Below are 23,058 nucleotides of genomic sequence, written 5' to 3' on the forward strand. Positions count from 1 at the left end.
ATAATATTATGCATTTTGTTTTTACAAGCTGTATAGTAAAAAAAGATAAATATCGAGCGTATTCGAAGCATTGGTAAGGAAGGGAGCAACGGTCTTGGTAAGAACTATAAATGAGACATTTTTAAAAGCATGTAGGGGGGAACGTACCGATTATGTACCAGCATGGTATATGCGTCAAGCAGGTCGTTCACAGCCGGAATATAGAAAGATTAAAGAAAAGTATTCTTTATTTGAAATTACACATAATCCAGAGTTATGTGCTTACGTTACAAAATTGCCGGTTGTTCAATATAACGTAGACGCAGCAATTCTTTATAAAGATATTATGTCACCACTACCTGCAATTGGTGTGGACGTAGAAATTAAATCAGGTATTGGCCCAGTTATCGATAATCCAATCCGTTCTTTACAAGACGTAGAAAAACTAGGGGAAATCAATCCAGAAGATGACGTACCATACATACTAGATACAATTCGTTTATTAACGACAGAAATGTTAGACGTACCGTTAATCGGTTTTTCAGGAGCTCCATTTACATTAGCGAGCTATATGATTGAAGGCGGTCCATCTCGTAACTACCATAATACGAAAGCGTTCATGTATGCAGAGCCAAAAGCTTGGTTCGCTTTAATGGATAAACTAGCAGATATGGTTATTACATATTTAAAAGCGCAAATTAACGCAGGAGCAAAAGCAGTTCAAATTTTCGATTCTTGGGTTGGAACAGTAAATGTAGCAGATTATCGCGTATTTATTAAACCAGCAATGGAGCGTATTTTTGCAGAAGTTCGTAAGATGGGTGTACCGATGATTATGCACGGCGTAGGAGCTGCACACTTAGTGAATGAGTGGCACGACTTACCGCTTGATGTAGTCGGCTTAGACTGGCGCTTACCGATTGAAGAAGCACGTGCACGTGGCGTTCATAAGGCGGTACAAGGTAATATGGACCCTTCATTCTTACTTGCACCATGGTCTGTTATTGAAGAACATGTAAAAGGTATTTTAGATCAAGGGATGAAACAGCCGGGTTATATCTTTAACTTAGGTCACGGTGTATTCCCAGAAGTAAATCCGGATACATTAAAACGTTTAACTACATTTATTCATGAATACTCTAAAGGGCAGTTAGCGAAGTAAAGGAGAATTGCTGTATGAAAAAGAAAATTGGTTTGCTTGTAATGGCATACGGAACGCCATATAAAGAAGAAGATATTGAACGTTACTATACACATATTCGCAGAGGAAGAAAGCCAAGTCCTGAAATGCTGGAAGATTTAACAGAGCGTTACCGTGCAATTGGTGGTATTTCTCCTTTAGCTACTATTACATTAGAGCAAGCTAAGAAGTTAGAGAAGCGTTTAAATGAAGTACAAGATGAAGTAGAGTACCATATGTATCTTGGCTTAAAACATATTGAACCGTTTATTGAAGATGCGGTGAAAGATATGCATAACGACGGAATACAAGATGCAATCGCACTTGTTCTTGCACCTCACTATTCTACGTTTAGCGTGAAATCATACGTTGGACGAGCACAAGAAGAAGCTGAGAAACTTGGAAACTTAACAATTCACGGCATTGATAGCTGGTATAAAGAGCCGAAATTCATCCAGTACTGGGTTGATGCAGTGAAAGTTATATATAACGGTATGTCAGATGCAGAGCGTGAAAAAGCAGTATTAATCGTATCTGCACATAGCTTACCAGAGAAAATTATTGCAATGGGCGATCCATATCCAGATCAATTAAATGAAACAGCGGATTATATCGCGCGCGGAGCTGAAGTAGCAAACTATGCAGTAGGCTGGCAAAGTGCAGGAAACACACCAGATCCTTGGATTGGTCCAGATGTACAAGATTTAACGAGAGAACTAAATGAAAAGCACGGTTATACTTCATTCGTATATGCACCAGTTGGATTTGTTGCGGAACATTTAGAAGTTTTATATGACAACGACTTTGAGTGTAAAGTTGTAACGGATGAAATTGGTGCGAAATATTATCGTCCAGAAATGCCAAATGCATCGGACGCATTTATTGATTGTTTAACAGATGTTGTATTAAAGAAAAAAGAATCTGTACTGTAAGAAGAAAGGGGGAGCCTGCTTGAGGAAAAAAGTTGTGATCGTCGGCGGAGGCATCACTGGATTAACAGCAATGTATAACTTACAAAAAAATATTCATGAAAAAAACTTGCCGATTGATACATTACTTATAGAAGCATCGGGTAAACTAGGTGGAAAAATTCAAACCGTTCGAAAAGATGGATTTACAATTGAGCGCGGACCGGATTCTTTCTTAGCACGAAAAGAAAGTGCAGCTAGATTAGTGAAAGAATTAGGTCTCGGCGATGAACTTGTAAATAATCAAGCCGGTCAATCATTTATCCTTGTAAACAATCGGTTACATAAAATGCCGAATGGATCAATGATGGGAATTCCAACGCAAATTACGCCGTTTCTATTTTCCGGGCTGTTCTCCCCAATTGGTAAACTAAGAGCTGGCTTTGATCTATTAATGCTGAGGTCAAAGCCAGTATCTGACCAATCACTCGGACAATTTTTCAGACATCGTCTTGGAAATGAAGTGGTTGAAAACTTAATAGAACCGTTACTATCGGGTATTTATGCAGGGGATATTGATGAAATGAGCTTAATGTCAACATTCCCGCAAATGTATCAAATTGAGCAGAAACATCGCAGTATTTCACTCGGTATGCGTACGCTCGCTCCGAAAGAAGAGAAAGCTGAACCGAAAAAGGGAATGTTCCAAACAGTGAAAACAGGTTTAGAATCTATCGTAAAATCTCTCGAAGCAAAGATGCATGAAGGTACGATAATAAAGGGAACTCGCATTGAAAAAATTGCAAAACAGGGTGATGGTTATACGATTACTCTTAGTAACGGAAAAGAAATAGAAGCGGACGCCATCGTAGTGGCAACTTCGCATAAAGTATTGCCGTCCATGTTTGCTCAGTACAAGCAGTTTCGTTTCTTCCGTAATATTCCATCCACATCCGTTGCGAATGTCGCACTTGCTTTCCCAAAATCTGCAATCCAGCGCGATATTAATGGTACAGGATTTGTCGTATCACGAAATAGCGATTACACCATTACAGCATGTACGTGGACGCATAAAAAATGGCCACATACAACGCCAGAAGGAAAAACACTCCTTCGCTGTTACGTTGGACGTGCTGGTGATGAAGCGGTTGTAGAACAAACTGAAGAAGAACTCGTTCAGCTTGTACTAGAAGATTTAAGAAAGACGATGGATATTACAGAGGATCCAGAGTTTACAATCGTAAGTCGCTGGAAAGAAGCGATGCCCCAATATACAGTAGGTCATAACGAGCGAATGAAAAAGCTCACAACATTTATGGAGAAAGAGTTACCTGGTATATATTTGGCAGGTAGCTCCTATGCTGGTGCTGGACTTCCAGATTGTATTAATCAAGGTGAGGAAGCTGCAAAGCGTGTATTATCTCATTTGGAGAAAGTAATAGATGCTGAATTAATCGCACAATAAACTATAAGAAACGCCTTCAATCATATTGAAGGCGTTTCGTTTATTATATAAAATATTTATTCGCCAATAAACATATATAAGTTATTTGGCTTTATAACGGCATCTCCTGCATAAATAACCCACTCTGTTAAGTTATCAAAATCTAAATGATAACTATTTCCTTCACTCATATCTTTTATAAAATATGGTTCATTAATGAGTATTCCTTGAATGAAATCTTCCGTAATGTTTTGCATTTCAAACCACATATGTTCACTTTTTCCTTCTTCGTAGGAGACACCAAACTTAGCAAGGAAACGAAAATCTTCATTTGATTGTTCAATATGAAAAATGTTGCTGAAATACCCGAAAGTATTTTTCGCATTGTAAGCCATACGAGCCGTTTCACTATTTGTTTTATAGAACATGAGCCCTGTAGCTTCCTCGTGTTCTTTGAAAAAACTTTCAATATATTCTTCTGAAGTATTAAATTTGAATAAGAGAACGGATGGAGATTGATGGTATTCATCTCGGGCATCCATTCCGCCTAAGAATGTATTTTGTGCATCTATTGGTTGTATTTTCACTTCTTCATCCTCGATTGAAGATAATTGGTCCATACTCGTTTTATGCCCTATATAAGATAATCCTTTTTCCCACGGAACAGCGACTGTATGTATAGAACCTTGCTGACTATGCGCGATAACGATAGGCTCATTCATAGGGACTTGTCCATTCTCAACGGCATTATTAGCAAATGTTTGAAAGAGATCGCCAATGCCGTAGTAGGAAGAAATGCGATTTGGAATAATTAACTCTATTTCAGTTACGCCTGCTCTTAAAAGACCATGTGTATGAAACCAATATTGCGTAGGCTCATCATCTTTATCGTCTTCATAAACAGAATGAATAACGTACAAGTCAGGAATGTCAGGTAATAATTCATTTTCAACGTGATATTCAATATAGCTTCTAGATATCACTTTCATTGCTGCACTTGAATCGATTACAAATAACAAATCTGGGGCGAGATTCCATAAAAACTGTAACTGCTGGAAAAAGCAGTCCAGTACATCGCCTACAAATAGCGTACGAGTGAAAATTTCAGTGCCGAAAGCCACATCTTCAAAATTACGATCTACAATTGTAGAATCTTGTCTATTGTACATTTTATATTCTTCTGGGTCGTTCGCCTCATCAATATGCAGTTCATACGGTATGACTGTTTCACCCGTATGTAATTCAACAATAAGGCTTGTCTCATCACCATAAACAATTTTTAACTCATCAACTTTAGTAGCGATAATTTCTAGTCGGTGTTTTAACTGCTCAACTGTAATTCTAGTTGGTATAACAGCAATCATATCTGAAAAATGACGTTCTAATGTTCCATTCATAGCTGCGCGGTATGTTTCTGTTTGCACTTCCATCCAATCACTCCTATTCAAATGAATCCATTTTACATGCCAATCAAATATCGATATTTTCTGTTTTCTCTCTCTAACATTATAGAGTGCATTTGTAGAAGGTGTAAAATTATTATTTTGTATTATAGTTTGAAAGCTTGTAAATTAAATAAATCTTTTGTAAAATTTGTCGAAATATAGTTCTATATAACGAATCATTTGGTATGATAGAAATGCTGAGAAAATATGAAATAGGGAGAGGAAAATGACTGTGAAGAAATTGTTAAGCGTCTTTTTATCATTCTTGCTATTGCTTTCATTTACTGGAACTTTAGCGCAAGCAGAAGAAACTGCTTCTATGTCAGTAGAAAAAGCAATTCAAGTATTTAAGCAGCAAGGGAAAACGAAGGGGATTGTGGAAGGATATATTGTTGGATATACGCAAAGTTCTTCTAAATATACGAAGGATCCAGCTAAGTTTGATGATACAAACGTAGCAATTGCAGATTCACCAAACGAAACGAATCCAGACAAAATCATGCCCGTTCAGTTGCCAAAAGGTGATGTGAGAACGGCAGTGAATGTAAAAGATCACCCTGAAAATATCGGGAAGAAAGTTAGTTTGATTGGGAATCTTGAATTATATTTTAGTAACCCAGGTCTAAAATCAGTAACAGCTTATAAGTTTCAAGGTGAAGGACAAAACCGTGTTAGCGATGTAGTAGCTTCACCGAACGGCGGAGAAGTTGCTAAAGGAACAGCGGTAACATTAACGACGAATACAGAAGGCGCAACAATCTACTATACGTTAGATGGCTCTAATCCTACTAATAAAAGCGTTCGTTATAATGGACAAATTATAGTGAATGAAAATAGTGTAGTGAAAGCAATCGCAGAAAAAGAAGGACTTACTTCTTCAGCAATTTCGACATTTTCATTTATTATCGTAAATAATGAACAGGTTCGTATTCATGACATTCAAGGAAAATCACATATGTCTCCTTACAACGGGAAGAAAGTAAACAATGTGGAAGGCGTTGTCACAGCGCTTGATAAAAACGGCTTTTATATAGAAGATAATCAGCCGGATAATGATCCAGCTACTTCAGAAGGTATTTACGTATATAAAAAAGATGCGAATGTAGTAGTAGGGGATCTTATTCAAGTTGATGGAGTAGTAGAAGAATATGTTGGACCAGGATATGCAGAGCGATTTGAAACAGACTTAACGACGACAGAAATTAAGGCGAGTCGCGTTGCTGTAATCGCAAAAAATCAAACTTTACCAGCACCGATTGTACTTGGAGAAAACGGTGTGAAAATCCCGGACCAGATTATTGATAATGATGCATTTGGTTTATTTGATCCAAATGAAGATGCAATCGACTTCTATGAAAGTATAGAAGGTATGCGTGTTACGATGCCAACACCAAAAATTATTACACCTCAGAAAAACGGGAATTTATATGTAACAGTAAAAAATGGTGGAGATAAAATAGTAACACAATATGGGACACCTCTATTAGATGAAAATCAATTAAACCCAGAGCGTCTTTCTGTAAAAGTACCTCGCGATTATGTAGCAAAAGTAGGAGATACTTTCACTGGAGATATAACAGGGGTAGTAGGATATGATTACGGTTCTTTCCGTATTTCGCCAATAACAGAACTGCCAGCTGTAGTGGATGGTGGATTTAAGCAAGTAGGCGCAAATATTCAGCCACGTCTTGATAAGTTAACGGTTGCTACATATAACATTGAAAACTTCTCAGCGAATAAAAAAGAAACAACAGATGAAAAGGTAAAAGCGTTAGCGTATTCTATTAAATACAACTTAAAAATGCCAGATATTATCGGTGTAGAGGAAATGCAAGATAATAATGGATCAATTAATGACGGTACAACAGATGCGTCATTAAGCGCAAAACGTATCATTGATGCAGTCCTAGAAATTCGTGGACCGAAGTATGAGTATGTAGAAATCGCTCCAAACAATAATCAAGACGGAGGAGCACCAGGAGCGAATATTCGCGTCGGCTTCTTCTATAATCCATCACGCGTGAAATTAGCGACGGTACCAAAGTTACTTGATAAAAATGTTGTTCGTATTGGAGACGAAAATCCATTATTTGAAAGTACCCGTAAACCGTTAGCGGCAGAATTTACGTTCCAAGGACAAAACATTGTTGTCGTTGCAAATCACTTAAACTCAAAACTAGGAGATGCAACGCCATTTGGAAAAGTGCAGCCGCTCGTATTGAAAAGTGAAGACAAACGAATTCAGTTAGCACAAGAAGTAAATCATTTCGTGCAAGGAATTCAGAAAAAGAATACGAATGCACCAGTTGTCGTGTTAGGTGATATGAACGATTTCGAGTTCTCTAAACCACTAAAAGCACTAGAGGGAACAATCTTAAAAGATATGTTAAACACAGTGCCAAAAGAGAATCGTTACACGTACATTCACGAAGGAAATGCACAAGTGTTAGATCATATTTTAGTAACAAACAATATCGCAGCGCACACAATTGTAGATCCAGTGCACTTAAACTCAAACATAATGAAAGAGCATGGACGTGTAAGCGACCATGACCCAGTACTTGCTCAAATTGATTTGAAGAAAGCTTCTTAAAGAAAGGAACGCTTAGGTGACTAAGCGTTCTTTTTTTGCATTGTTATAGAATAGTATAAAGAGATGATTCCTTTTTTTGTAATCTAATGATAAAATTGATTGAATATTTAGTTTTTTAAAGGGGGACATCAATGCAGTTACAAATAAATGGAAAGTTAATGAATCAGCTTGCAATTTTTTTTAGTACGATCGTCATGCTTCAGTTTGTAGCTGATGTAACAGGACTTACAAGCAATCTAGATATTACGTATAACTTAATTAATATAACAGCTTCTTATATAACATTTAGTTTGGCGGTTATTTTCACTTTAATAGGTGCAAGAAGAGAATTAAGTAAATATGCAATTATTTTATTATGTTCAGTGGTAGGTATTAAAGCAATTTATTTTGCGGTGTTCGTTATCTTATGGGGATTGGCAGGTACACCGTAAAGGGGAGGATGATTATATGTAATGATAATAAGAGCGTAATTCTCTATGTTAACTTAGGGAATTAAGCTCTTATTCGTTCAATGATTTAGTCTGAAATTACTTGAAACGCCTTTCTACACCGCTCTCTTTTTTGCAACCTTCTTCTATATTTTTTTCTATCACGTTTTACTCCTTGTATATACATGATTAAGCTAACGAGGAGGAAGAAAGTGCATTGCATCGTTAAAATATACGGAGACATGCCATGCAACGGTTGTTTTGGGTCATATAAATGAAAAGGCGCTCCGCCTATTGTAGGGAATATCGTATTTAGCAGGACGTATGGAATGGAGGCAACTGCAAATGGGAAAAGAATCGCCATATAGTCCTTTTGTGACCACGCAGATGCTGCAAGTCCTAAAAGGGCCATTAAACCTGCAAATAAAAAATTAATTCCGATATATACAGCAATGTAAGTGAGGGGAGATTCGTAATATAAGTTTGCAAACATCCCATTATCATTTATAATGCCTGAACCAGCAGTCGGTTCTCCGTCTGGAATGGTTAATTTGCAAAATAATAACGATAAGATGAATGGAAATGTATAAAGAAATCCGCCACAAAAGAATGTAACGATATATTTCGTTACTGAATAAGGGAACAAAGAAATCCCTTTACTTACAAACGGTTTAAAACCATCTGATTTATCCGAATTGTAACTTGTACTAAAGGGGAAACTAGCAATAACGGGCATTAATAATAAATAAACATCCATTTCATTGTCGCGAAATCCAATCCATTTAACAGCTGTTGTTACAAAGGCATCCGTTCCATCCCCAATGTAACGAATTACATAATAATAATGGTAAATAAAAATAAGAGCTAGTCCACTAAACATAATAATTAAAGAAACACGATTACAAAAAGCTTGCTTTATATTTAAACGAAGCGCACGCATCATGACTGAAAAAGCCTCCACTATTTTGATAAACTTGTCTATTTTCTATATTACTATTAATTGTAAAGATTTTCTTGTTTTTTTATTTGATTATTTGAAAAAGAGGAATTTTGTTGTTGTGAAGTAAGGTTTAGCTGAAAGGGATTTTTCTAAAATATGGTTGACAATTGAGTATTACATTTGTAATCTTAATTATAGATTACAAATGTAATACTCAGGAGTGAAACATACGATGACAAATCAATTACCTAAAATATCTGAAGCGGAATTAGAAATTATGAAAGTACTTTGGTCGAGTTCTCCACAAACAGCGAATGAAATTATAGAAGAACTGGAAGATGCAATGGACTGGAAACCGAAAACAATCCGCACATTAATTAATCGATTAGTACAAAAGGAAGCCGTTTCTTACCATCAAGATAAAGGGCGTATGTACGCTTATTATCCGTTAGTATCACAAGATAATTATTTGCAAGTGGAAACGAAATCTTTACTAAAGCGTTTTTGCGGTGCAGCGTTTAAACCGTTACTTGTTAATTTTTTAAAAGAGGAAAAATTGTCTTCAGAAGATATTAATGAACTGAAACGCATTTTAGATGAGAAGACAGAGGAGAATAAGAGGAAGGATCGATAAAAATGATAAACACGCTTATAAATGTATACCTTCCTCATTTTTTTGATTGGCTTATAGAAACGTCACTTATGGCCAGCATATTAGTTGGATTTATTTTATGTATAAAAGTTCTATTTAGAAATAAATTAACACCCCGGTGGCAATATATGTTGTGGATCGTATTAATGATAAGACTCCTTTTACCATGGTCGCCAGATAGCTCTTATAGCATTTACTCATTACTTTCCTATAGTTCTAGTGTATCGGAAGTTATTCCAAAAAATATGCCGGCTACTGAGAGTATAGTGAACATAGAAAGCGACCGTAAAGTGGAATTGGAATCAAATCCTAAAATGGTGACAAAAACTAGCGAACCGGAAGTAGAAGTCAGTTCGGAAAAACAGACTACATTTTCTTTATACAAACTTGCTTTGTATGTGTGGCTAGCTGGGGTAATTGTATTAGCGGCCATCACGTTTCTTACAAATAGACGGTTATATTCGTACATAAAGAAACAACCGGATATTACGGATGAACAGGTCATTACAGTGTTTGATCGCTGTAAGCAGTCTATGAAAATGAAGAAGGCAGTTTCATTACGTCTAGCAGGAAAGATTGCGAGCCCAACTGTGTTTAGTTTCTTTCGTCCGAAAGTATTACTATCAAAAAAACATATGAAAGTATTAAATGAGCAACAATTACAATATGTCTTTTACCATGAGTTAGCTCATATTAAGAGAAAAGATGTAGCTGTAAATTGGATTATGTACAGTTTAATCCTATTAAATTGGTTCAATCCGATTCTTTGGTACGCCTATTTTTGTATGCGAGAAGATCAAGAATTGGCATGTGATGCATATGCGCTTACTTTCATAGATAAAGAGGAGCAAATTGCATACGGACATACAATTATTGCCCTTCTAGAACATTATTCCTATCAAGTACCAAGCCTAGCAAATTTAAGTAGAAATAAACGAACACTAAAAAGGAGAATCGTTATGATTAAAAAATTCCAAAAGAAATCGTATCGTCTTTCTTTACTCGGAGTGATTGCTATAGCAGCTATAGCGGGCGGATTTTTATTAAATGCAAGGATAACTGAGGGAGATGAAAGACAGAAAGAAAAAGTTGTAGAAAAAAAGCAATCTAAAGCGGCATTTGAAAAAGCGATAGAAACAGTATTAGGTACACCGGAGAATGCAAGTAGAGAATGGGGGATGTCAATAACGTCATATAAAAAGAATACAGATTTTTTGTATTTGGCAGAAAAGAATTTTACAAAAGAAGAATTTGAGCAGTATGTTCGATTATTTAAGGAAGCGCAAGAAATTCATAAAAAAGCAATGGTTAAGAAAAATGTGCCTGAGAATTATGATGGAGATACAAAGGAATATAAACCTGAACGCTTGAAGAAAGCTGATCAAGAAAGACTAGCTACTATTGAGAAGACATTAAAACCGCTTGGAGATAAGCTGGAGAAGTCTTTAACATATACTATAGAAGAAGCGAAAGAACATGTACCGTATCAAATTAAGCAGCCGACTTATATACCTGAAGGTTATGAATTAAAGAGAGAATGGGCTGACTCATATTTTGGAAGAGATGTAGAATTAGTTATTAAATCAGAATATACAAAAGGAAAATATGGTTTTACAATTTACCAGTCAAGGATGTATATGGATGGTAATGTTAATGGTGGTAAGGATCCGCTACACTATATGATGCCTGGAGTAGAGAATCTAGAAAGTTATAGTTTAGATGGGAAAGGAATGGTATATAATAAATCTTCTCATGGAGAGGGGAAGTTAAGAGGCCTTAAAATGTTTGTACCAGCACAAGGTAAGAATAGTGAGTATCAAATTGTCATAGTGAATGATATTTTTACAAGAGATACAAAGATATACGAAGAGATAATCGATGATGAGCTAACTAAGAAAGAAATGGAGAAAATATTACTTTCTATGTCAAAATAAAAGGCAGTGTTCTTAAACTTTTAGTTTTAAGAACACTGTCTATTTTATTAAATTTCTAGTGGGATCTAGCCAGCAATTATTATGAATATATTCTAGCTTTCCATACAAGTATACTTTTTGATACACTATGGACAGTATGATATAACTTGACTGAAATCTTTTATACTGGAAATAATAAAAAGAGAACTTGTATAGAATGTAAGCGTGTGGTAATATCAAAGATGTACTGATTGACTATATTATCCAATCGGTCATTTTTGGAGGTGATGATGTGGCAATAGATCGAAAACGTTCTATTATTGAAGCTGCAACAAAGTCTTTTTCAGCGTTCGGTTATAAAGCAACAACGATGGATCAAGTAGCGAAGTTAGCGAATGTAGGAAAAGGAACGATTTATACTTTTTTCAAAAATAAAGAAGAGCTATTTGGTGAAATTATTTCTAATTTAATTACAGAAATGAAGCAAGTTGCAGAAAGTGCAATTCGTTCAGATGTTTCATTTTTTGAAAATGTACATAGAGCATTATATAGCATCTTGGAATTTAGAAAAGAACATCAGCTCATGATTAAATTAATTCAAGAAGAGCGCGATATGGGAACGAAAGAAGTACAAGAAGTTATGCAACAAGTTGATGTGGAAATCGTTTCTGTTATTCAATCGTATTTAAAGATTGCGATTGAAAAAGGTGAAATTAGCAAATGTGATCCAGAAATTACAGCATTTATTATGCTTCGTCTATATGTATCGCTTATTTTTGATTGGGAAAAAAATCATGAACCGCTAGAAAAAGAAAAAATTGCAGAGTTATTTGAACTTTATTTACTAAAAGGATTGTCAAACTAAGATAATCCTTTTAATTTTATAAAAAAATGACCGAATGAACAATGTGGTCATATATTTAAGTTAAGGGGGGGATATAGAAAAATTATAATCATAATGAGAAAAAGTTGCATAGTAATAAATTCGGGGATAAGGCATATGTATGAACAAGTATAGCCTTTTTGTTTGGGTAAAAATGACTATATGAACATTTTGGTCATTTTATAAAAGGGGGAGAAATTATGAAAGGGAATCAGTTACTTCGGAAAGAGTTCACGGAAATTATAAAAAGTAAAAAAATATTAATTCCAATTATTGCGGTCTTATTCGTACCGATTTTATATGCAGGGATGTTTTTGTGGGCCTTTTGGGATCCGTATAAACAGTTAGATGACTTACCAGTTGCAGTAGTCAATTTAGATAAAGGTGCAGTATTTGATGGGAAACCAATTGAGGTCGGAAAAGGGCTCGTTGATAATTTAAAAGATAATAAAAGTTTTAAATGGGAGTTCGTAAGTGAAAAAGAAGCAAAGAAAGGAATGGAAGGTAGAAAGTATTACATGTTAGTGCGCATTCCAGATGACTTCTCAAGTAACGCTACAACGTTACTAAAAGATAATCCAAAGCCATTAAACTTAGAGTACATTCCAAACGAAAGCTTAAACTTCTTATCTTCACAAATTGGAGGAACAGCCATTGAAAAGATTAAAACTGAAGTATCAAGCACGTTAACGAAAACATATGCAGAGAAAATGTTTGATTCTATTAAAGACGTCTCAAAAGGATTAGCAGATGGAGCGGAAGGGGCAAATAAACTACATGACGGATCAAGTGAATTACATGATGGTTCAAGTAAAGTGACGGATGGCCTTCATACACTTCAAGGGAAATCTGGGGAGATACAGACAGGTGTAGGGAAACTATTTGATGGATCTGGGAAAGTAACAGCAGGTTTAAATACGTTAAATAGCAAAACAGGTGAAATGCAAATAGGTATTGGGAAATTAGTAGATGGGTCAGGAAAAGTAACGAACGGTTTAAATACGTTAAATAGTAAAACAAGTGAGATGCAAGCAGGTATCGGAAAATTAGTAGATGGATCAGGAAAAGTAACAGACGGTTTAAATACGTTAAATAGCAAAACGGGTGAAATGCAAAAAGGAATTGGTGAATTGCATGATGGATCTGAGAAAGTGACCGGTGGTTTGAACAAATTAGTAAGTAAATCCGGTGAATTAAAAACAGGAACAACTGATCTATCAAATGGTATGGGAAAACTTGTTGAAGGGCAAAGTCAATTAGAAAAAGGGTCTCGAGAAATTCAAAAGGGATTGCAAGATTTAAATAGTAAAGTGAAAAGTTCTGCTGCAGGTTTAGAGGAAATACAGTCGAAAGGCCCTTCTATATTGAATACAGTAAATGAGAAAATAGATGGAGCTGGGGCGAATGTAAATCAGTTAAATGAACTTACACAATCAACAGCAGGAGATGCCAAAAATGCAGCACAAGAGGTAGCGAATTTACAAAAGCAAATTGAAAGTTTACCGAAAGAATATCAAGAGCAGTTACAACCATTCATAACAAGTGCTGTAAAAAGTACAGCGACAGTTCAGCAAAAAGCTGCCGGAGTAGCAGGTGGAACAAATAAATTAAATGAAGAAGTAAAACAATTAAAAAGCGAAATAAATCAAAAAACAGGTGATGGACAAAGCAAACTGCCGAATGCAGCGGAATTACAATCCTTAACTGCTGGTATTGAGCAATTATCCAGTGCACAAAAAGGATTTGTTGAAAAATTCCAAGGGTTTGGTGCGAAGTTAAATACTGCTAAAGAAGGCGCAAATAAATTTAAAAACGAGTCTGGTCAATTAATAGATGCGATAAATCAATTAGCAGATGGCTCTGGTCAAGTAACAACAGGCTTAGACACATTATCTGCAGGAGCAAATCAAATGGCAGGTGGTGTAAATCAATTAGCAGATGGATCAAGCCAAGTAACAGGCGGCCTAGGTCAATTATCTGCAGGAGCAAACCAAATGGCAGGTGGAGTAAATCAATTAGCAGATGGATCAAACCAAGTAACAGGCGGTTTAGGTACATTATCTGTAGGAGCAAATCAAATGGCAGGTGGAGTAAATCAATTAGCAGATGGCTCCGGTCAAGTAACAACAGGCTTAGATACATTATCAAATGGCTCAACCCAGCTAATCGACGGCGTAAATAAACTAGCAGATGGCTCAGGAAAAGTAACAGATGGTCTCGTAAAAGTAAATGACGGCTCAGGTGAACTTGCAGAGAAACTTGGCGAAGGAGCAGAGAAAACTGGTGAAGTAAAAGGAACGGATAAAACGTATGATATGTTTGCAAGTCCTGTAAAAGTGAAGACGGAAAAAATAGCGGAAGTTCCTAACTACGGAACTGGATTTACGCCGTATTTCTTATCACTCGGTTTATTTGTTGGGGCATTATTATTATCTATCGTATACCCATTACGCGATACAGTTGGCGTTCCGAAATCAGGATTTAGTTGGTTTATTAGTAAGTTCGGCGTGTTACTATCAGTCGGTATTATTCAAGCGATAGTAGCAGATGTTATAATACTGTTCGGATTGGGTGTAGAAGTACAAAGCATTCCATACTTCATACTCTTTAGTATCATTACAAGTTTAGCGTTTATCGCATTAATTCAATGTTTAGTAACAGCTTTTGGTGATGCAGGTCGTTTTATCGCCATCATTACATTAATTATGCAGCTTACAACAAGTGCTGGAACATTCCCACTAGAGTTGATTCCGAAGTTTTTACAACCATTCAATGCTTGGTTACCGATGACATACTCTGTATCAGGATTGAAAGCAGTCGTATCGAGTGGAGACTTTAACTTCATGTGGCAAAACATAGGAATGCTCATGATCTTTATCGTTGTATTATCACTTGGAACAATCGCCTCCTTAACTTTGATGCACAAACGACAATTTAAAAATGTTGCTGAAAATCAATCGGTTGAAGCGTAAAAAAAGCACCTTTTTGGTGCTTTTTTATTTTAATAGAGGGCATTTTTTCCTTAGTTCATCTATAAATCTTTCTAAAAGCTATAGAAACGAAAGAAAAGGAATTACAACAATTTACAGAGAAACATAGGGTAGAGGAGTTGATATGATGAGAGGCAATCCTACTTACTATTTTATCTTATATCCATTAATCTTCTTTCTCGTTTTCTCTCTTTCTCTCTTTCACTTATCTTGTTTCAGAAAAAAGAATATACGAGTATGAAAGATATACTAGGGATACTTTTATTTTACTATGTGCTAATTAGTGGATATTACTTTATGGATGTTGTAAGTGAAAGAATGAAGAAGGATAGTAAAGATAAACGATAAATTTTATTGTATAAAAACCGATGGAGGATAAAAAGTGACCGAGAGCGAAATGAAATTCCGCGATACGACCATTCGTAACTTTTTCGATAAAGAGGATCGTTTAAAATCGATTCCAGGTCAAAAGAAGAAAAAACTAGTATTGTTAGAGCATTTAGTTAGCAAGTTAGATGCTGGAAATCAATATACAGAAAAAGAAATTAATACATTTATAAAACAATATCATGATGATTTTTGTACAATTAGACGTGAATTTATTGTACATAGGTTTATGGATAGAGAGGATAATATATACCGTATAAACGGGAGAGAAGTTTGGACGAAGTGGGAGGAGTTAAAATAATGAATCAGCGAGGGGATCCCCGCTGATTATAAGCCTGTGCTAGTCTTGCTGTTTCTTTGTAGCAAGTCTATGAACGCTTCAACATTCGAACTTGTAATGTATCCAAGCGTTATATATTCATCTTCATAGTAAAATATTATTTTTTTGTCAAAGATTCTTCTCTTCGTTTCTATGGATAGAATTTTTTCATAATCAAATTCGGCAATGAATGTGTTTTTATATTGGCTAAAAAAGAGAAGTCTTTTATTAGTAGCAAGTAACATGCCAGGATATGGGACTTTATGCGTAATCATATAGCCAGTAAGTGAACATTTTAAAGTAGATAAAATCTTTTCTTCTTTATGTAATAGTTGTTTTGCAGCTGTTAATATTGGATTCATTGCATACATTCCTTTTATTTTGATGTATGAATATTGTATCAAGAGTAAAAAGATTCTCAATATGCAATATTGCATATTGGACGTTTTATAGTTTTAATATTATTTTTTAAAAGAAAAAGTACGAGGTGATTCAATGATACGATTAGCAAAAGAGGCTGATGCAGAAGCAATAATGAACATTAGAAAAGAAATTATATTATCGGAAAATACTACAAAGTTTTTCATAGTATCTCCAAAGAAATTACCGAATGATATTGATGCAGAAAGAGAAAAGATACGGAAAAGTAATGAGAGAGGTAATCTTTATATTGTGTATGAAGTAGATTATAAGGTGGTAGGCTTTTTACTTTTCAACCGATATGAACTAGAACGGTTACAACACGCAGGCACAATGGGAATGGGGATTAAAGAGGCGTATTGTAATCAAGGCATCGGTACGAAATTAATTGAATTTCTTATTAGTTGGACTAAAGGGCAGAAAGGTTTAGAGAAAATTTGCTTAGGTGTAGTTTCTGTTAATGATCGGGCAATTAAAGTGTACAAACGTATGGGTTTTGTAGAAGAAGGAAGACAACGAAAGCAAATTAAATATGAAGATGGATCATATGGAGATGATGTATTGATGGGCTTTTATATTGAATAAAGAATATATGGTATTAAGAAAAGGAATGTACATAACGTAAATTTCTAAAAGCAGTATATTGCCCCTGCATTAACAGACTTTTCCCTATGTATAATATTAATATAGTAAAATCATAACAACCGATATTGCAGTTTCCAATAATATACTATATAATCAATTTAAGAAAACGTTTTCATGCAAAGGGGGAGAATTTCGTGTCGACTATAGAGGACGTGGCGAAATTAGCGGGGTTATCAAGGACAACGGTTTCTAGGGTGATTAATAATCATCCATATGTTTCAGATGAGAAGAAAAAAAGGGTTCAATTAGCAATGAAGCATTTAGGCTTCGTTCCTAATTCTGCGGCGAGAAGGCTTCGTAAACAAAAAACGGAAACAATTGCGGTGCTAGTTCCAAGGATTACAAATCCTTTCTTCAGTAGATTTATTGAAGCAATCGAGATTGCTGCTTCTGAACATAAATATAAACTGATTATTTGTCAAACAAGATATTTACCGGAAAAAGAGATGGAGTATTTACAATTATTATCTACGAAACAAGTAGATGGGATTATTCTATGTTCACTAGAAAATCCGTGGGAAGATGTAGAGCCATACTTACAGCACGGTCCAATCGTGTTGTGTAATGAATATATTGAGGAAGCAAATATTCCAACAGTGAAGTTTGATCATGCGCAAGGAGCATACATAGCTGCGAAGCATGTGTTAGATCAAGGATATCGTAATCTTATTTTTTGCCGTGGTAACGAAACCAAATTAGTTAGCCAGCAGCGAAAAATGGGCTTTTTACGTGCAATAACTGAGAAGAGCCGCCAAGTAGAAGCGATTGACTTTCTTGAAAACGCTTTCTCTTGGGAAGATGGAAAACGAATATTCCATGAAGTATTAAAGGACAAAAAAAATCCTACCGCGATTTTGGCAGGAGGCGATGAGGTAGCAGCTGGAATTATCTCAGAGGCGAAGCACCATAACTGGAGCATTCCAGAGGATCTCGCTGTTATCGGTTTTGATAATCAAATATTATCGCAGATTACAGAACCAGGTATTACGACAATTGAACAGCCAATTGATGAAATGGCCCGAAAAGTTGTCGACCTGATGATGGATAAAATCCATACGAAAAATTATCGAAAAAAAGAATTGTATGAGTTTGAACTGGAGCTCTTGGTGAAAGGTTCAACGATGAAGGATAAGATGTTATTAGCCTAGTAGACTATGTCTGCTAGGTTTTTTTATGTTCACAAACTACTATTCTTCGTGAACGCAATCGTCACATTTGTTATGGTATGCTTCGTGTTGCTCATCAATTTCTTTCCCACAGTGCGCACAAGTTTTCGTCGGTAAATTTCTGAAAAACTCCATTGGTTGATCGATCATGTCAATCCCTCCATTTCCATTTCTTACTATCATTGTATTAGTACAAAAAATAAAAGTCAACAACTGTTTTATAACAAAATTGAAAATTAATGAAAAAGTTTAGGAAATGGATTATAGTTAACAATGTAGGATGTAAGTAAAAAACTTTCTCAAGTACGGAGAAAAACTGCATTCCTACTCGGTTTTAGAAAGGATGGATACATATGAAAATGACTGTTGTCGGCTTTTGGGGCGGCTTTCCAGAAGCGGGAGAAGCAACGTCGGGGTATTTGTTTGAACACGATGGTTTTCGTTTACTTGTAGACTGTGGTAGTGGTGTACTAGCACAGCTTCAAAAATATATAACACCATCTGATATAGATGCAGTTGTACTGTCACACTATCATCACGATCATGTTGCGGACATTGGGGTATTGCAATATGCGAGATTAATTACGAGTGCGACAACAAGGCAACTACCGGAATTACCAATATACGGTCATACGTTTGACGAGAATGGATTCCATTCTTTAACACATGAACCACATACGAAAGGAATCGCGTACAATCCAGAAGAAACACTTCAAGTTGGACCGTTCTCGATTTCGTTCTTAAAAACTGTTCATCCTGTTACATGCTTTGCGATGCGTATTACAGCTGGAGATGATGCTGTAGTATACAGCGCTGATTCAAGTTATATTCCTGAATTCATTCCATTCACAAAAGATGCTGATCTTTTCATTTGTGAGTGTAATATGTATGCACATCAAGAGGCTGCAAAAGCAGGGCATATGAATAGTACAGAAGTAGCAAGTATTGCAAAAGATGCGAATGTAAAAGAACTTTTATTAACGCACTTACCGCATACAGGCAACCCATCTGATTTAGTAACAGAAGCAAAACAAATTTTCAGTGGCCATATTACGCTAGCGCATAGTGGCTACGTATGGAACTCATGAGGTGATACGATGTTATTTATTGATAATAAAGGAATTACAGATCCTAGAATAAACTTAGCGATCGAAGAATATTGTGTGAAGAATTTAGATATTAACGAAACATATTTACTGTTCTACATTAATGAGCCTTCGATTATCATTGGTAAAAATCAAAACACAGTAGAAGAAATTAATGCAGATTACGTAAAAGAAAAAGGTATTCATGTCGTTCGTCGTCTATCAGGCGGAGGCGCAGTATATCATGATTTAGGAAACTTAAACTTCAGTTTTATTACGAAAGATGATGGAGACAGTTTCAGCAACTTCAAAAAATTCACAGAGCCTGTAACGAAAGCGCTTAGTAAATTAGGTGTAAAGGCAGAACTAAGTGGTCGTAACGACATTTTAGCTGAAGGTAGAAAAATTTCAGGTAACGCGCAGTTCTCAACGAAAGGTCGTATGTTCAGCCACGGTACGTTACTATTTGACTCTGAAATCGATCACGTCGTATCAGCGTTAAAAGTAAAAATGGATAAGATTCAATCAAAAGGTATTAAATCAATCCGTAGCCGCGTCGCGAACATTACAGAGTTCCTAAACGAAGAAATGACGACAGAAGAGTTTAGACAACTTCTTCTAGAAACAATTTTCGAAGGAGAAACAGAAATCCCAACGTACGAATTAACAGAAAATGATTGGAAAGAGATCCATAAACTTTCTGAAGAACGTTACCAAAATTGGGATTGGAACTATGGAAAATCACCGAAGTTCAACTTACAACATTCACACCGCTTCCCAGTTGGACAAGTTGATGTTCGTCTTGAAGTGAAAAAAGGAACAGTAACAGAATGTAAAATTTACGGCGACTTCTTCGGTTCACTAGATGTTCATGATATTGAAGAGCGTCTAACAGGCGTTCAGTTCGATAAAGATGCATTCACTGCAGCTTTAGAAGGCGTAGATATCGCACGCTACTTCGGTAACATTACAACAGAAGATTTCTTACATTTATTCTTCTAAAAATGAGGGAGGCTGCCATAAAGGCAGCCTCTTTCTTTTTGTAGTTTTGTCGATATAATTCCATTTACCACAAAATGTATACTTACAGGACATCTGCCTCTTATAAAGGAATATATATATGAAAAGGAGGCGGATCGATATGAAAAGGGTCATACACATTGTAATATTGCTCGGATTCGTCATTGGGATTGCAGCGTGTAACAGTGAAACTTCCTCAAGTCGTACCCTTTTATCTATCGGAAAGCCAGCGCGGGATAATGTTATATATTTTACGCATACAGATAACAAACGAAAGATACAGGATATACAGGACAGGTTTCAAAATAAGGAATGGAAAAGAAATGAAACATTCAGCACTGTTAATAAAACGCCAGATGTCGTCTTATCAATAGATGAAAACAATAAAGGGTTACCGACGTTATATGTTACCGTGTATTTTCATGAAAATGGAGCGGACGCGATCAACTTGTTTGGAGAGCATACGACGTTAAATAAAGAGGAACTTAATAAACTTAGAGAAAAGATGAGTGCATATTATCCTAAAATGATTTATGGTCTAGTTTCATAAATTACTTGCAAACAAAATCCCCTTATTCTTCCAAAGTAAACTAAGAGTAGGTGATCTGTCTATATGCAGTTAATAGAATATCACTTGCCACTTTAATTTTCTTTTAATATAATTAATTTAGAATTTTTAAATATTCTAAATTTTATAAAGGTGGGGTTTTTGTGAATCTCGTTCAATCTTTGGCTGAAACGGCAAAAAAGAAGGGGGATAAACCGGCTTATATATTTATGGATCAGTCGGTCTCATATGACCAATTAAACAAAATGGTCACAAGGTTTTCTAGCAATTTAGCAGAAATGGGCATTGGAAAAGGGGACAATGTCGCATTAGTTGTTGGGAACTCACCACATTTTTTGGTCGGTTTATACGGAACAATGAAAGCCGGAGCAACTGTTATTCCAGTTAATCCAATTTATACAGCAGACGAAATGCATTACATTTTACAAAATGGAGATGTAAAAACAATCATCGTACTCGACGTCCTTCTACCTGTTATACAATCTCTTACAACAAGACTTCCTTCATTAGAAAACATCATCATATGCGAAACCTCATCAGATTTTAACCATACAGAAACCGAAAAAATGAAAACGTTTACTAGTTTTGTGGGGGCTGGAGATTTACAATATGAAGGCCCTGAACTAGATGAAGAGGATGTAGCGGTTATCCTATACACTTCAGGTACAACTGGAAAACCGAAAGGCGCTATGCTCACACATAAAAATTTATATAGTAATGCGAATGATGTTGCGTCTTATTTACAATTTACTGCTGACGATCGCGTCGTTGCGGCACTGCCAATGTTCCATGTATTCTGTTTAACAGTTGCGGTAAATGCACCGATTGTGAACGGGGCAACAATTTTAATGTTACCGAAATTTAGTCCGAAAGAAGTATTCCGTATTTGTCGCACGTACGAACCAACGATTTTTGCTGGCGTACCGACGATGTACAATTATTTATATTTATTTGAAGAAGCAAGCGCAGAAGATGTGAAGACGCTTCGTCTTTGTATTTCCGGTGGTGCATCGATGCCTGTTGCTCTTCTGCAAAACTTTGAAAAACGTTTTAACGTTATTGTTTCAGAAGGATACGGTTTATCAGAGGCATCACCAGTTACTTGTTTCAACCCGCTAGATCGTCCTCGTAAACCAGGATCAATTGGCACAAATATTTGGCATGTAGAAAATAAAATTGTAAATGAACTTGGGGAAGAAGTACCTGTCGGCGCAGTCGGCGAATTAATCGTTCGTGGACCTAACGTTATGAAAGGATACTATAATGCACCAGAAGATACAGCTGCGACATTGAAAGACGGCTGGCTATATACAGGTGACTTAGCGAAAATGGATGAAGAAGGTTACTTCTATATCGTTGATCGTAAAAAAGATATCGTTTTAGTTGGCGGTTATAACGTATACCCTCGTGAAGTAGAAGAAGTATTATATACGCACGAATCAGTGGCGGAAGTTGTTGTAATCGGTGTTCCTGATGAAAACTTAGGAGAAGCAGTGCGAGCTTACGTCGTTCTGAAACAAACGAACGTAACAGAAGAAGAACTAATGCATTACTGTACGTTACATTTAGCGAAATATAAAGTGCCGAAAAGCATTGAGTTTTTAATAGAATTACCGAAGAATACGACTGGTAAGTTGTTAAGAAGAGCATTGAGAGAGAAAGCGATGCAAGTGTAAAAATGAGGCAACCATCTTTGAAGGTGGTTGCCTCATTTTTTTGTGCATTGATTAAGCTGTGGTGCCATATATTTAAAGCTTCATATGACCAACAAGGAGGAGATATACATAGAACAGAAGGGATTAACGCTTACGGCGAGTGCAATATCTTATTTGTGAAATTATGGATGAACTCTGAAAATGATAAGAACGGTAATTTTAATCAAAATGGAGTAATGAACCGTGAATCAATGGCTACGGTGTTAGTAAATGCATATAAATTAGAATGGAATGGAAATAGTAAGTTACCAAAAGAATTTGCTGATTTGAAAAATCATTGGGCTCGAAGTATGCCAATATTTTAGTTTAGTAAGAAAATCCAAATTCCAAGTTGACACATATGAATTACAGAATTAAAATGAAAAGAAATCGAATACA

21 protein-coding genes and 1 pseudogene are annotated in these 23,058 nt (G+C 35.9%); 18 read left to right on the forward strand and 4 right to left on the reverse strand.

Annotated elements, in window-relative coordinates; genetic code table 11:
- Window positions 1-94: 94 nt before the first annotated feature.
- Genes hemE through hemY form a run of 3 tightly spaced genes read left to right on the forward strand, consistent with a single transcriptional unit; the run spans window position 95 to window position 3,532 of the window.
- Window positions 95-1,141, forward strand: a complete 1,047-nt coding sequence (hemE, locus tag MHH27_RS05880; protein ID WP_340941912.1) for a uroporphyrinogen decarboxylase — start codon at window positions 95-97, stop codon at window positions 1,139-1,141.
- A 14-nt stretch (window positions 1,142-1,155) separates the two neighbouring features.
- Complete coding sequence (gene hemH / locus MHH27_RS05885; RefSeq protein ID WP_071714114.1) at window positions 1,156-2,091, forward strand: ferrochelatase; 936 nt, start codon at window positions 1,156-1,158, stop codon at window positions 2,089-2,091.
- A gap of 19 nt (window positions 2,092-2,110) precedes the next feature.
- Complete coding sequence (gene hemY / locus MHH27_RS05890; RefSeq protein WP_340941913.1) at window positions 2,111-3,532, forward strand: protoporphyrinogen oxidase; 1,422 nt, start codon at window positions 2,111-2,113, stop codon at window positions 3,530-3,532.
- Between the two features lie 56 nt (window positions 3,533-3,588).
- On the opposite strand, the gene MHH27_RS05895 is transcribed toward hemY, so the two are convergent.
- The gene (locus tag MHH27_RS05895) at window positions 3,589-4,941 is read right to left on the reverse strand and encodes a DUF4026 domain-containing protein (RefSeq protein ID WP_098251308.1); all 1,353 of its coding nucleotides are present in this window, start codon (window positions 4,939-4,941) and stop codon (window positions 3,589-3,591) included.
- Window positions 4,942-5,182: 241 nt separating this feature from the next.
- On the opposite strand from MHH27_RS05895, the gene MHH27_RS05900 reads away from it, so the two are divergent.
- Window positions 5,183-7,549, forward strand: coding sequence for a DUF6359 domain-containing protein (locus tag MHH27_RS05900; protein WP_340941916.1), 2,367 nt, complete (start codon window positions 5,183-5,185; stop codon window positions 7,547-7,549).
- A gap of 131 nt (window positions 7,550-7,680) precedes the next feature.
- A complete protein-coding gene (locus MHH27_RS05905) occupies window positions 7,681-7,980 on the forward strand; it encodes a hypothetical protein (RefSeq protein ID WP_065482496.1) in 300 nt (99 codons plus the stop codon).
- An 85-nt stretch (window positions 7,981-8,065) separates the two neighbouring features.
- Here the strand turns inward: MHH27_RS05905 and MHH27_RS05910 are convergent, their stop codons facing one another.
- Window positions 8,066-8,920: a hypothetical protein gene (locus MHH27_RS05910; protein ID WP_000984164.1), complete on the reverse strand. Its 855-nt coding sequence runs from the start codon at window positions 8,918-8,920 to the stop codon at window positions 8,066-8,068.
- Window positions 8,921-9,149: 229 nt separating this feature from the next.
- Between MHH27_RS05910 and MHH27_RS05915 the strand changes: the two genes are divergently transcribed.
- From MHH27_RS05915 to MHH27_RS05940, 6 genes and pseudogenes are all read left to right on the forward strand, one after another.
- Window positions 9,150-9,551 (forward strand): BlaI/MecI/CopY family transcriptional regulator, encoded by a 402-nt coding sequence (locus MHH27_RS05915; RefSeq protein WP_000184509.1) that lies wholly within the window; start codon window positions 9,150-9,152, stop codon window positions 9,549-9,551.
- 2 nt (window positions 9,552-9,553) lie between these two features.
- On the forward strand, window positions 9,554-11,503 hold the full coding sequence (locus MHH27_RS05920; RefSeq protein ID WP_340941918.1) for a M56 family metallopeptidase: 1,950 nt from the start codon (window positions 9,554-9,556) through the stop codon (window positions 11,501-11,503).
- A 271-nt stretch (window positions 11,504-11,774) separates the two neighbouring features.
- Window positions 11,775-12,347, forward strand: coding sequence for a TetR/AcrR family transcriptional regulator (locus MHH27_RS05925; protein WP_000963381.1), 573 nt, complete (start codon window positions 11,775-11,777; stop codon window positions 12,345-12,347).
- Between the two features lie 218 nt (window positions 12,348-12,565).
- Window positions 12,566-15,337 (forward strand): YhgE/Pip domain-containing protein, encoded by a 2,772-nt coding sequence (locus tag MHH27_RS05930; protein WP_098835839.1) that lies wholly within the window; start codon window positions 12,566-12,568, stop codon window positions 15,335-15,337.
- Window positions 15,338-15,479: 142 nt separating this feature from the next.
- A pseudogene (locus MHH27_RS05935) lies at window positions 15,480-15,703 on the forward strand (hypothetical protein).
- 34 nt (window positions 15,704-15,737) lie between these two features.
- Window positions 15,738-16,043 (forward strand): DUF2087 domain-containing protein, encoded by a 306-nt coding sequence (locus MHH27_RS05940; RefSeq protein ID WP_340941919.1) that lies wholly within the window; start codon window positions 15,738-15,740, stop codon window positions 16,041-16,043.
- A 26-nt stretch (window positions 16,044-16,069) separates the two neighbouring features.
- On the opposite strand, the gene MHH27_RS05945 is transcribed toward MHH27_RS05940, so the two are convergent.
- Window positions 16,070-16,423: a PH domain-containing protein gene (locus tag MHH27_RS05945; RefSeq protein ID WP_001068217.1), complete on the reverse strand. Its 354-nt coding sequence runs from the start codon at window positions 16,421-16,423 to the stop codon at window positions 16,070-16,072.
- Between the two features lie 133 nt (window positions 16,424-16,556).
- Between MHH27_RS05945 and MHH27_RS05950 the strand changes: the two genes are divergently transcribed.
- Window positions 16,557-17,066, forward strand: coding sequence for a GNAT family N-acetyltransferase (locus tag MHH27_RS05950; RefSeq protein WP_065228438.1), 510 nt, complete (start codon window positions 16,557-16,559; stop codon window positions 17,064-17,066).
- Between the two features lie 194 nt (window positions 17,067-17,260).
- Complete coding sequence (locus MHH27_RS05955) at window positions 17,261-18,274, forward strand: LacI family DNA-binding transcriptional regulator (protein ID WP_000103711.1); 1,014 nt, start codon at window positions 17,261-17,263, stop codon at window positions 18,272-18,274.
- 39 nt (window positions 18,275-18,313) lie between these two features.
- Here MHH27_RS05955 and yhfH read toward each other — a convergent pair whose 3' ends face one another.
- Window positions 18,314-18,442, reverse strand: a complete 129-nt coding sequence (gene yhfH, locus MHH27_RS05960) for a protein YhfH (protein WP_000567010.1) — start codon at window positions 18,440-18,442, stop codon at window positions 18,314-18,316.
- A gap of 203 nt (window positions 18,443-18,645) precedes the next feature.
- On the opposite strand from yhfH, the gene MHH27_RS05965 reads away from it, so the two are divergent.
- From MHH27_RS05965 to MHH27_RS05985, 5 genes are all read left to right on the forward strand, one after another.
- The gene (locus tag MHH27_RS05965) at window positions 18,646-19,380 is read left to right on the forward strand and encodes an MBL fold metallo-hydrolase (protein ID WP_000784671.1); all 735 of its coding nucleotides are present in this window, start codon (window positions 18,646-18,648) and stop codon (window positions 19,378-19,380) included.
- A 9-nt stretch (window positions 19,381-19,389) separates the two neighbouring features.
- Window positions 19,390-20,379, forward strand: a complete 990-nt coding sequence (locus MHH27_RS05970) for a lipoate--protein ligase (protein ID WP_000897273.1) — start codon at window positions 19,390-19,392, stop codon at window positions 20,377-20,379.
- Window positions 20,380-20,518: 139 nt separating this feature from the next.
- Window positions 20,519-20,947: a hypothetical protein gene (locus MHH27_RS05975; protein ID WP_098235180.1), complete on the forward strand. Its 429-nt coding sequence runs from the start codon at window positions 20,519-20,521 to the stop codon at window positions 20,945-20,947.
- A gap of 161 nt (window positions 20,948-21,108) precedes the next feature.
- Window positions 21,109-22,641 (forward strand): fatty acid--CoA ligase family protein, encoded by a 1,533-nt coding sequence (locus MHH27_RS05980; protein WP_053565058.1) that lies wholly within the window; start codon window positions 21,109-21,111, stop codon window positions 22,639-22,641.
- 167 nt (window positions 22,642-22,808) lie between these two features.
- The gene (locus MHH27_RS05985) at window positions 22,809-22,985 is read left to right on the forward strand and encodes a hypothetical protein (protein WP_002195255.1); all 177 of its coding nucleotides are present in this window, start codon (window positions 22,809-22,811) and stop codon (window positions 22,983-22,985) included.
- Window positions 22,986-23,058: the final 73 nt, after the last annotated feature.

Origin of the sequence: Bacillus sp. FSL L8-0152, assembly GCF_038006365.1 — a bacterium.
Lineage (GTDB): Bacteria > Bacillota > Bacilli > Bacillales > Bacillaceae_G > Bacillus_A > Bacillus_A cereus.

Excerpts from the sequence above, each read along its gene's own strand:
- MHH27_RS05970 (WP_000897273.1), top strand. The coding sequence starts at position 19,390 with ATGTTATTTATTGATAATAAAGGAATTACAGATCCTAGAATAAACTTA.
- MHH27_RS05930 (WP_098835839.1), top strand. The coding sequence starts at position 12,566 with ATGAAAGGGAATCAGTTACTTCGGAAAGAGTTCACGGAAATTATAAAA.
- MHH27_RS05910 (WP_000984164.1), bottom strand. The coding sequence starts at position 8,920 with ATGATGCGTGCGCTTCGTTTAAATATAAAGCAAGCTTTTTGTAATCGT.
- MHH27_RS05950 (WP_065228438.1), top strand. The coding sequence starts at position 16,557 with ATGATACGATTAGCAAAAGAGGCTGATGCAGAAGCAATAATGAACATT.
- MHH27_RS05985 (WP_002195255.1), top strand. The coding sequence starts at position 22,809 with ATGAACTCTGAAAATGATAAGAACGGTAATTTTAATCAAAATGGAGTA.
- MHH27_RS05920 (WP_340941918.1), top strand. The coding sequence starts at position 9,554 with ATGATAAACACGCTTATAAATGTATACCTTCCTCATTTTTTTGATTGG.
- MHH27_RS05965 (WP_000784671.1), top strand. The coding sequence starts at position 18,646 with ATGAAAATGACTGTTGTCGGCTTTTGGGGCGGCTTTCCAGAAGCGGGA.
- MHH27_RS05895 (WP_098251308.1), bottom strand. The coding sequence starts at position 4,941 with ATGGAAGTGCAAACAGAAACATACCGCGCAGCTATGAATGGAACATTA.
- MHH27_RS05975 (WP_098235180.1), top strand. The coding sequence starts at position 20,519 with ATGAAAAGGGTCATACACATTGTAATATTGCTCGGATTCGTCATTGGG.
- MHH27_RS05905 (WP_065482496.1), top strand. The coding sequence starts at position 7,681 with ATGCAGTTACAAATAAATGGAAAGTTAATGAATCAGCTTGCAATTTTT.
- yhfH (WP_000567010.1), bottom strand. The coding sequence starts at position 18,442 with ATGATCGATCAACCAATGGAGTTTTTCAGAAATTTACCGACGAAAACT.
- hemH (WP_071714114.1), top strand. The coding sequence starts at position 1,156 with ATGAAAAAGAAAATTGGTTTGCTTGTAATGGCATACGGAACGCCATAT.
- MHH27_RS05915 (WP_000184509.1), top strand. The coding sequence starts at position 9,150 with ATGACAAATCAATTACCTAAAATATCTGAAGCGGAATTAGAAATTATG.
- MHH27_RS05945 (WP_001068217.1), bottom strand. The coding sequence starts at position 16,423 with ATGAATCCAATATTAACAGCTGCAAAACAACTATTACATAAAGAAGAA.
- MHH27_RS05900 (WP_340941916.1), top strand. The coding sequence starts at position 5,183 with ATGACTGTGAAGAAATTGTTAAGCGTCTTTTTATCATTCTTGCTATTG.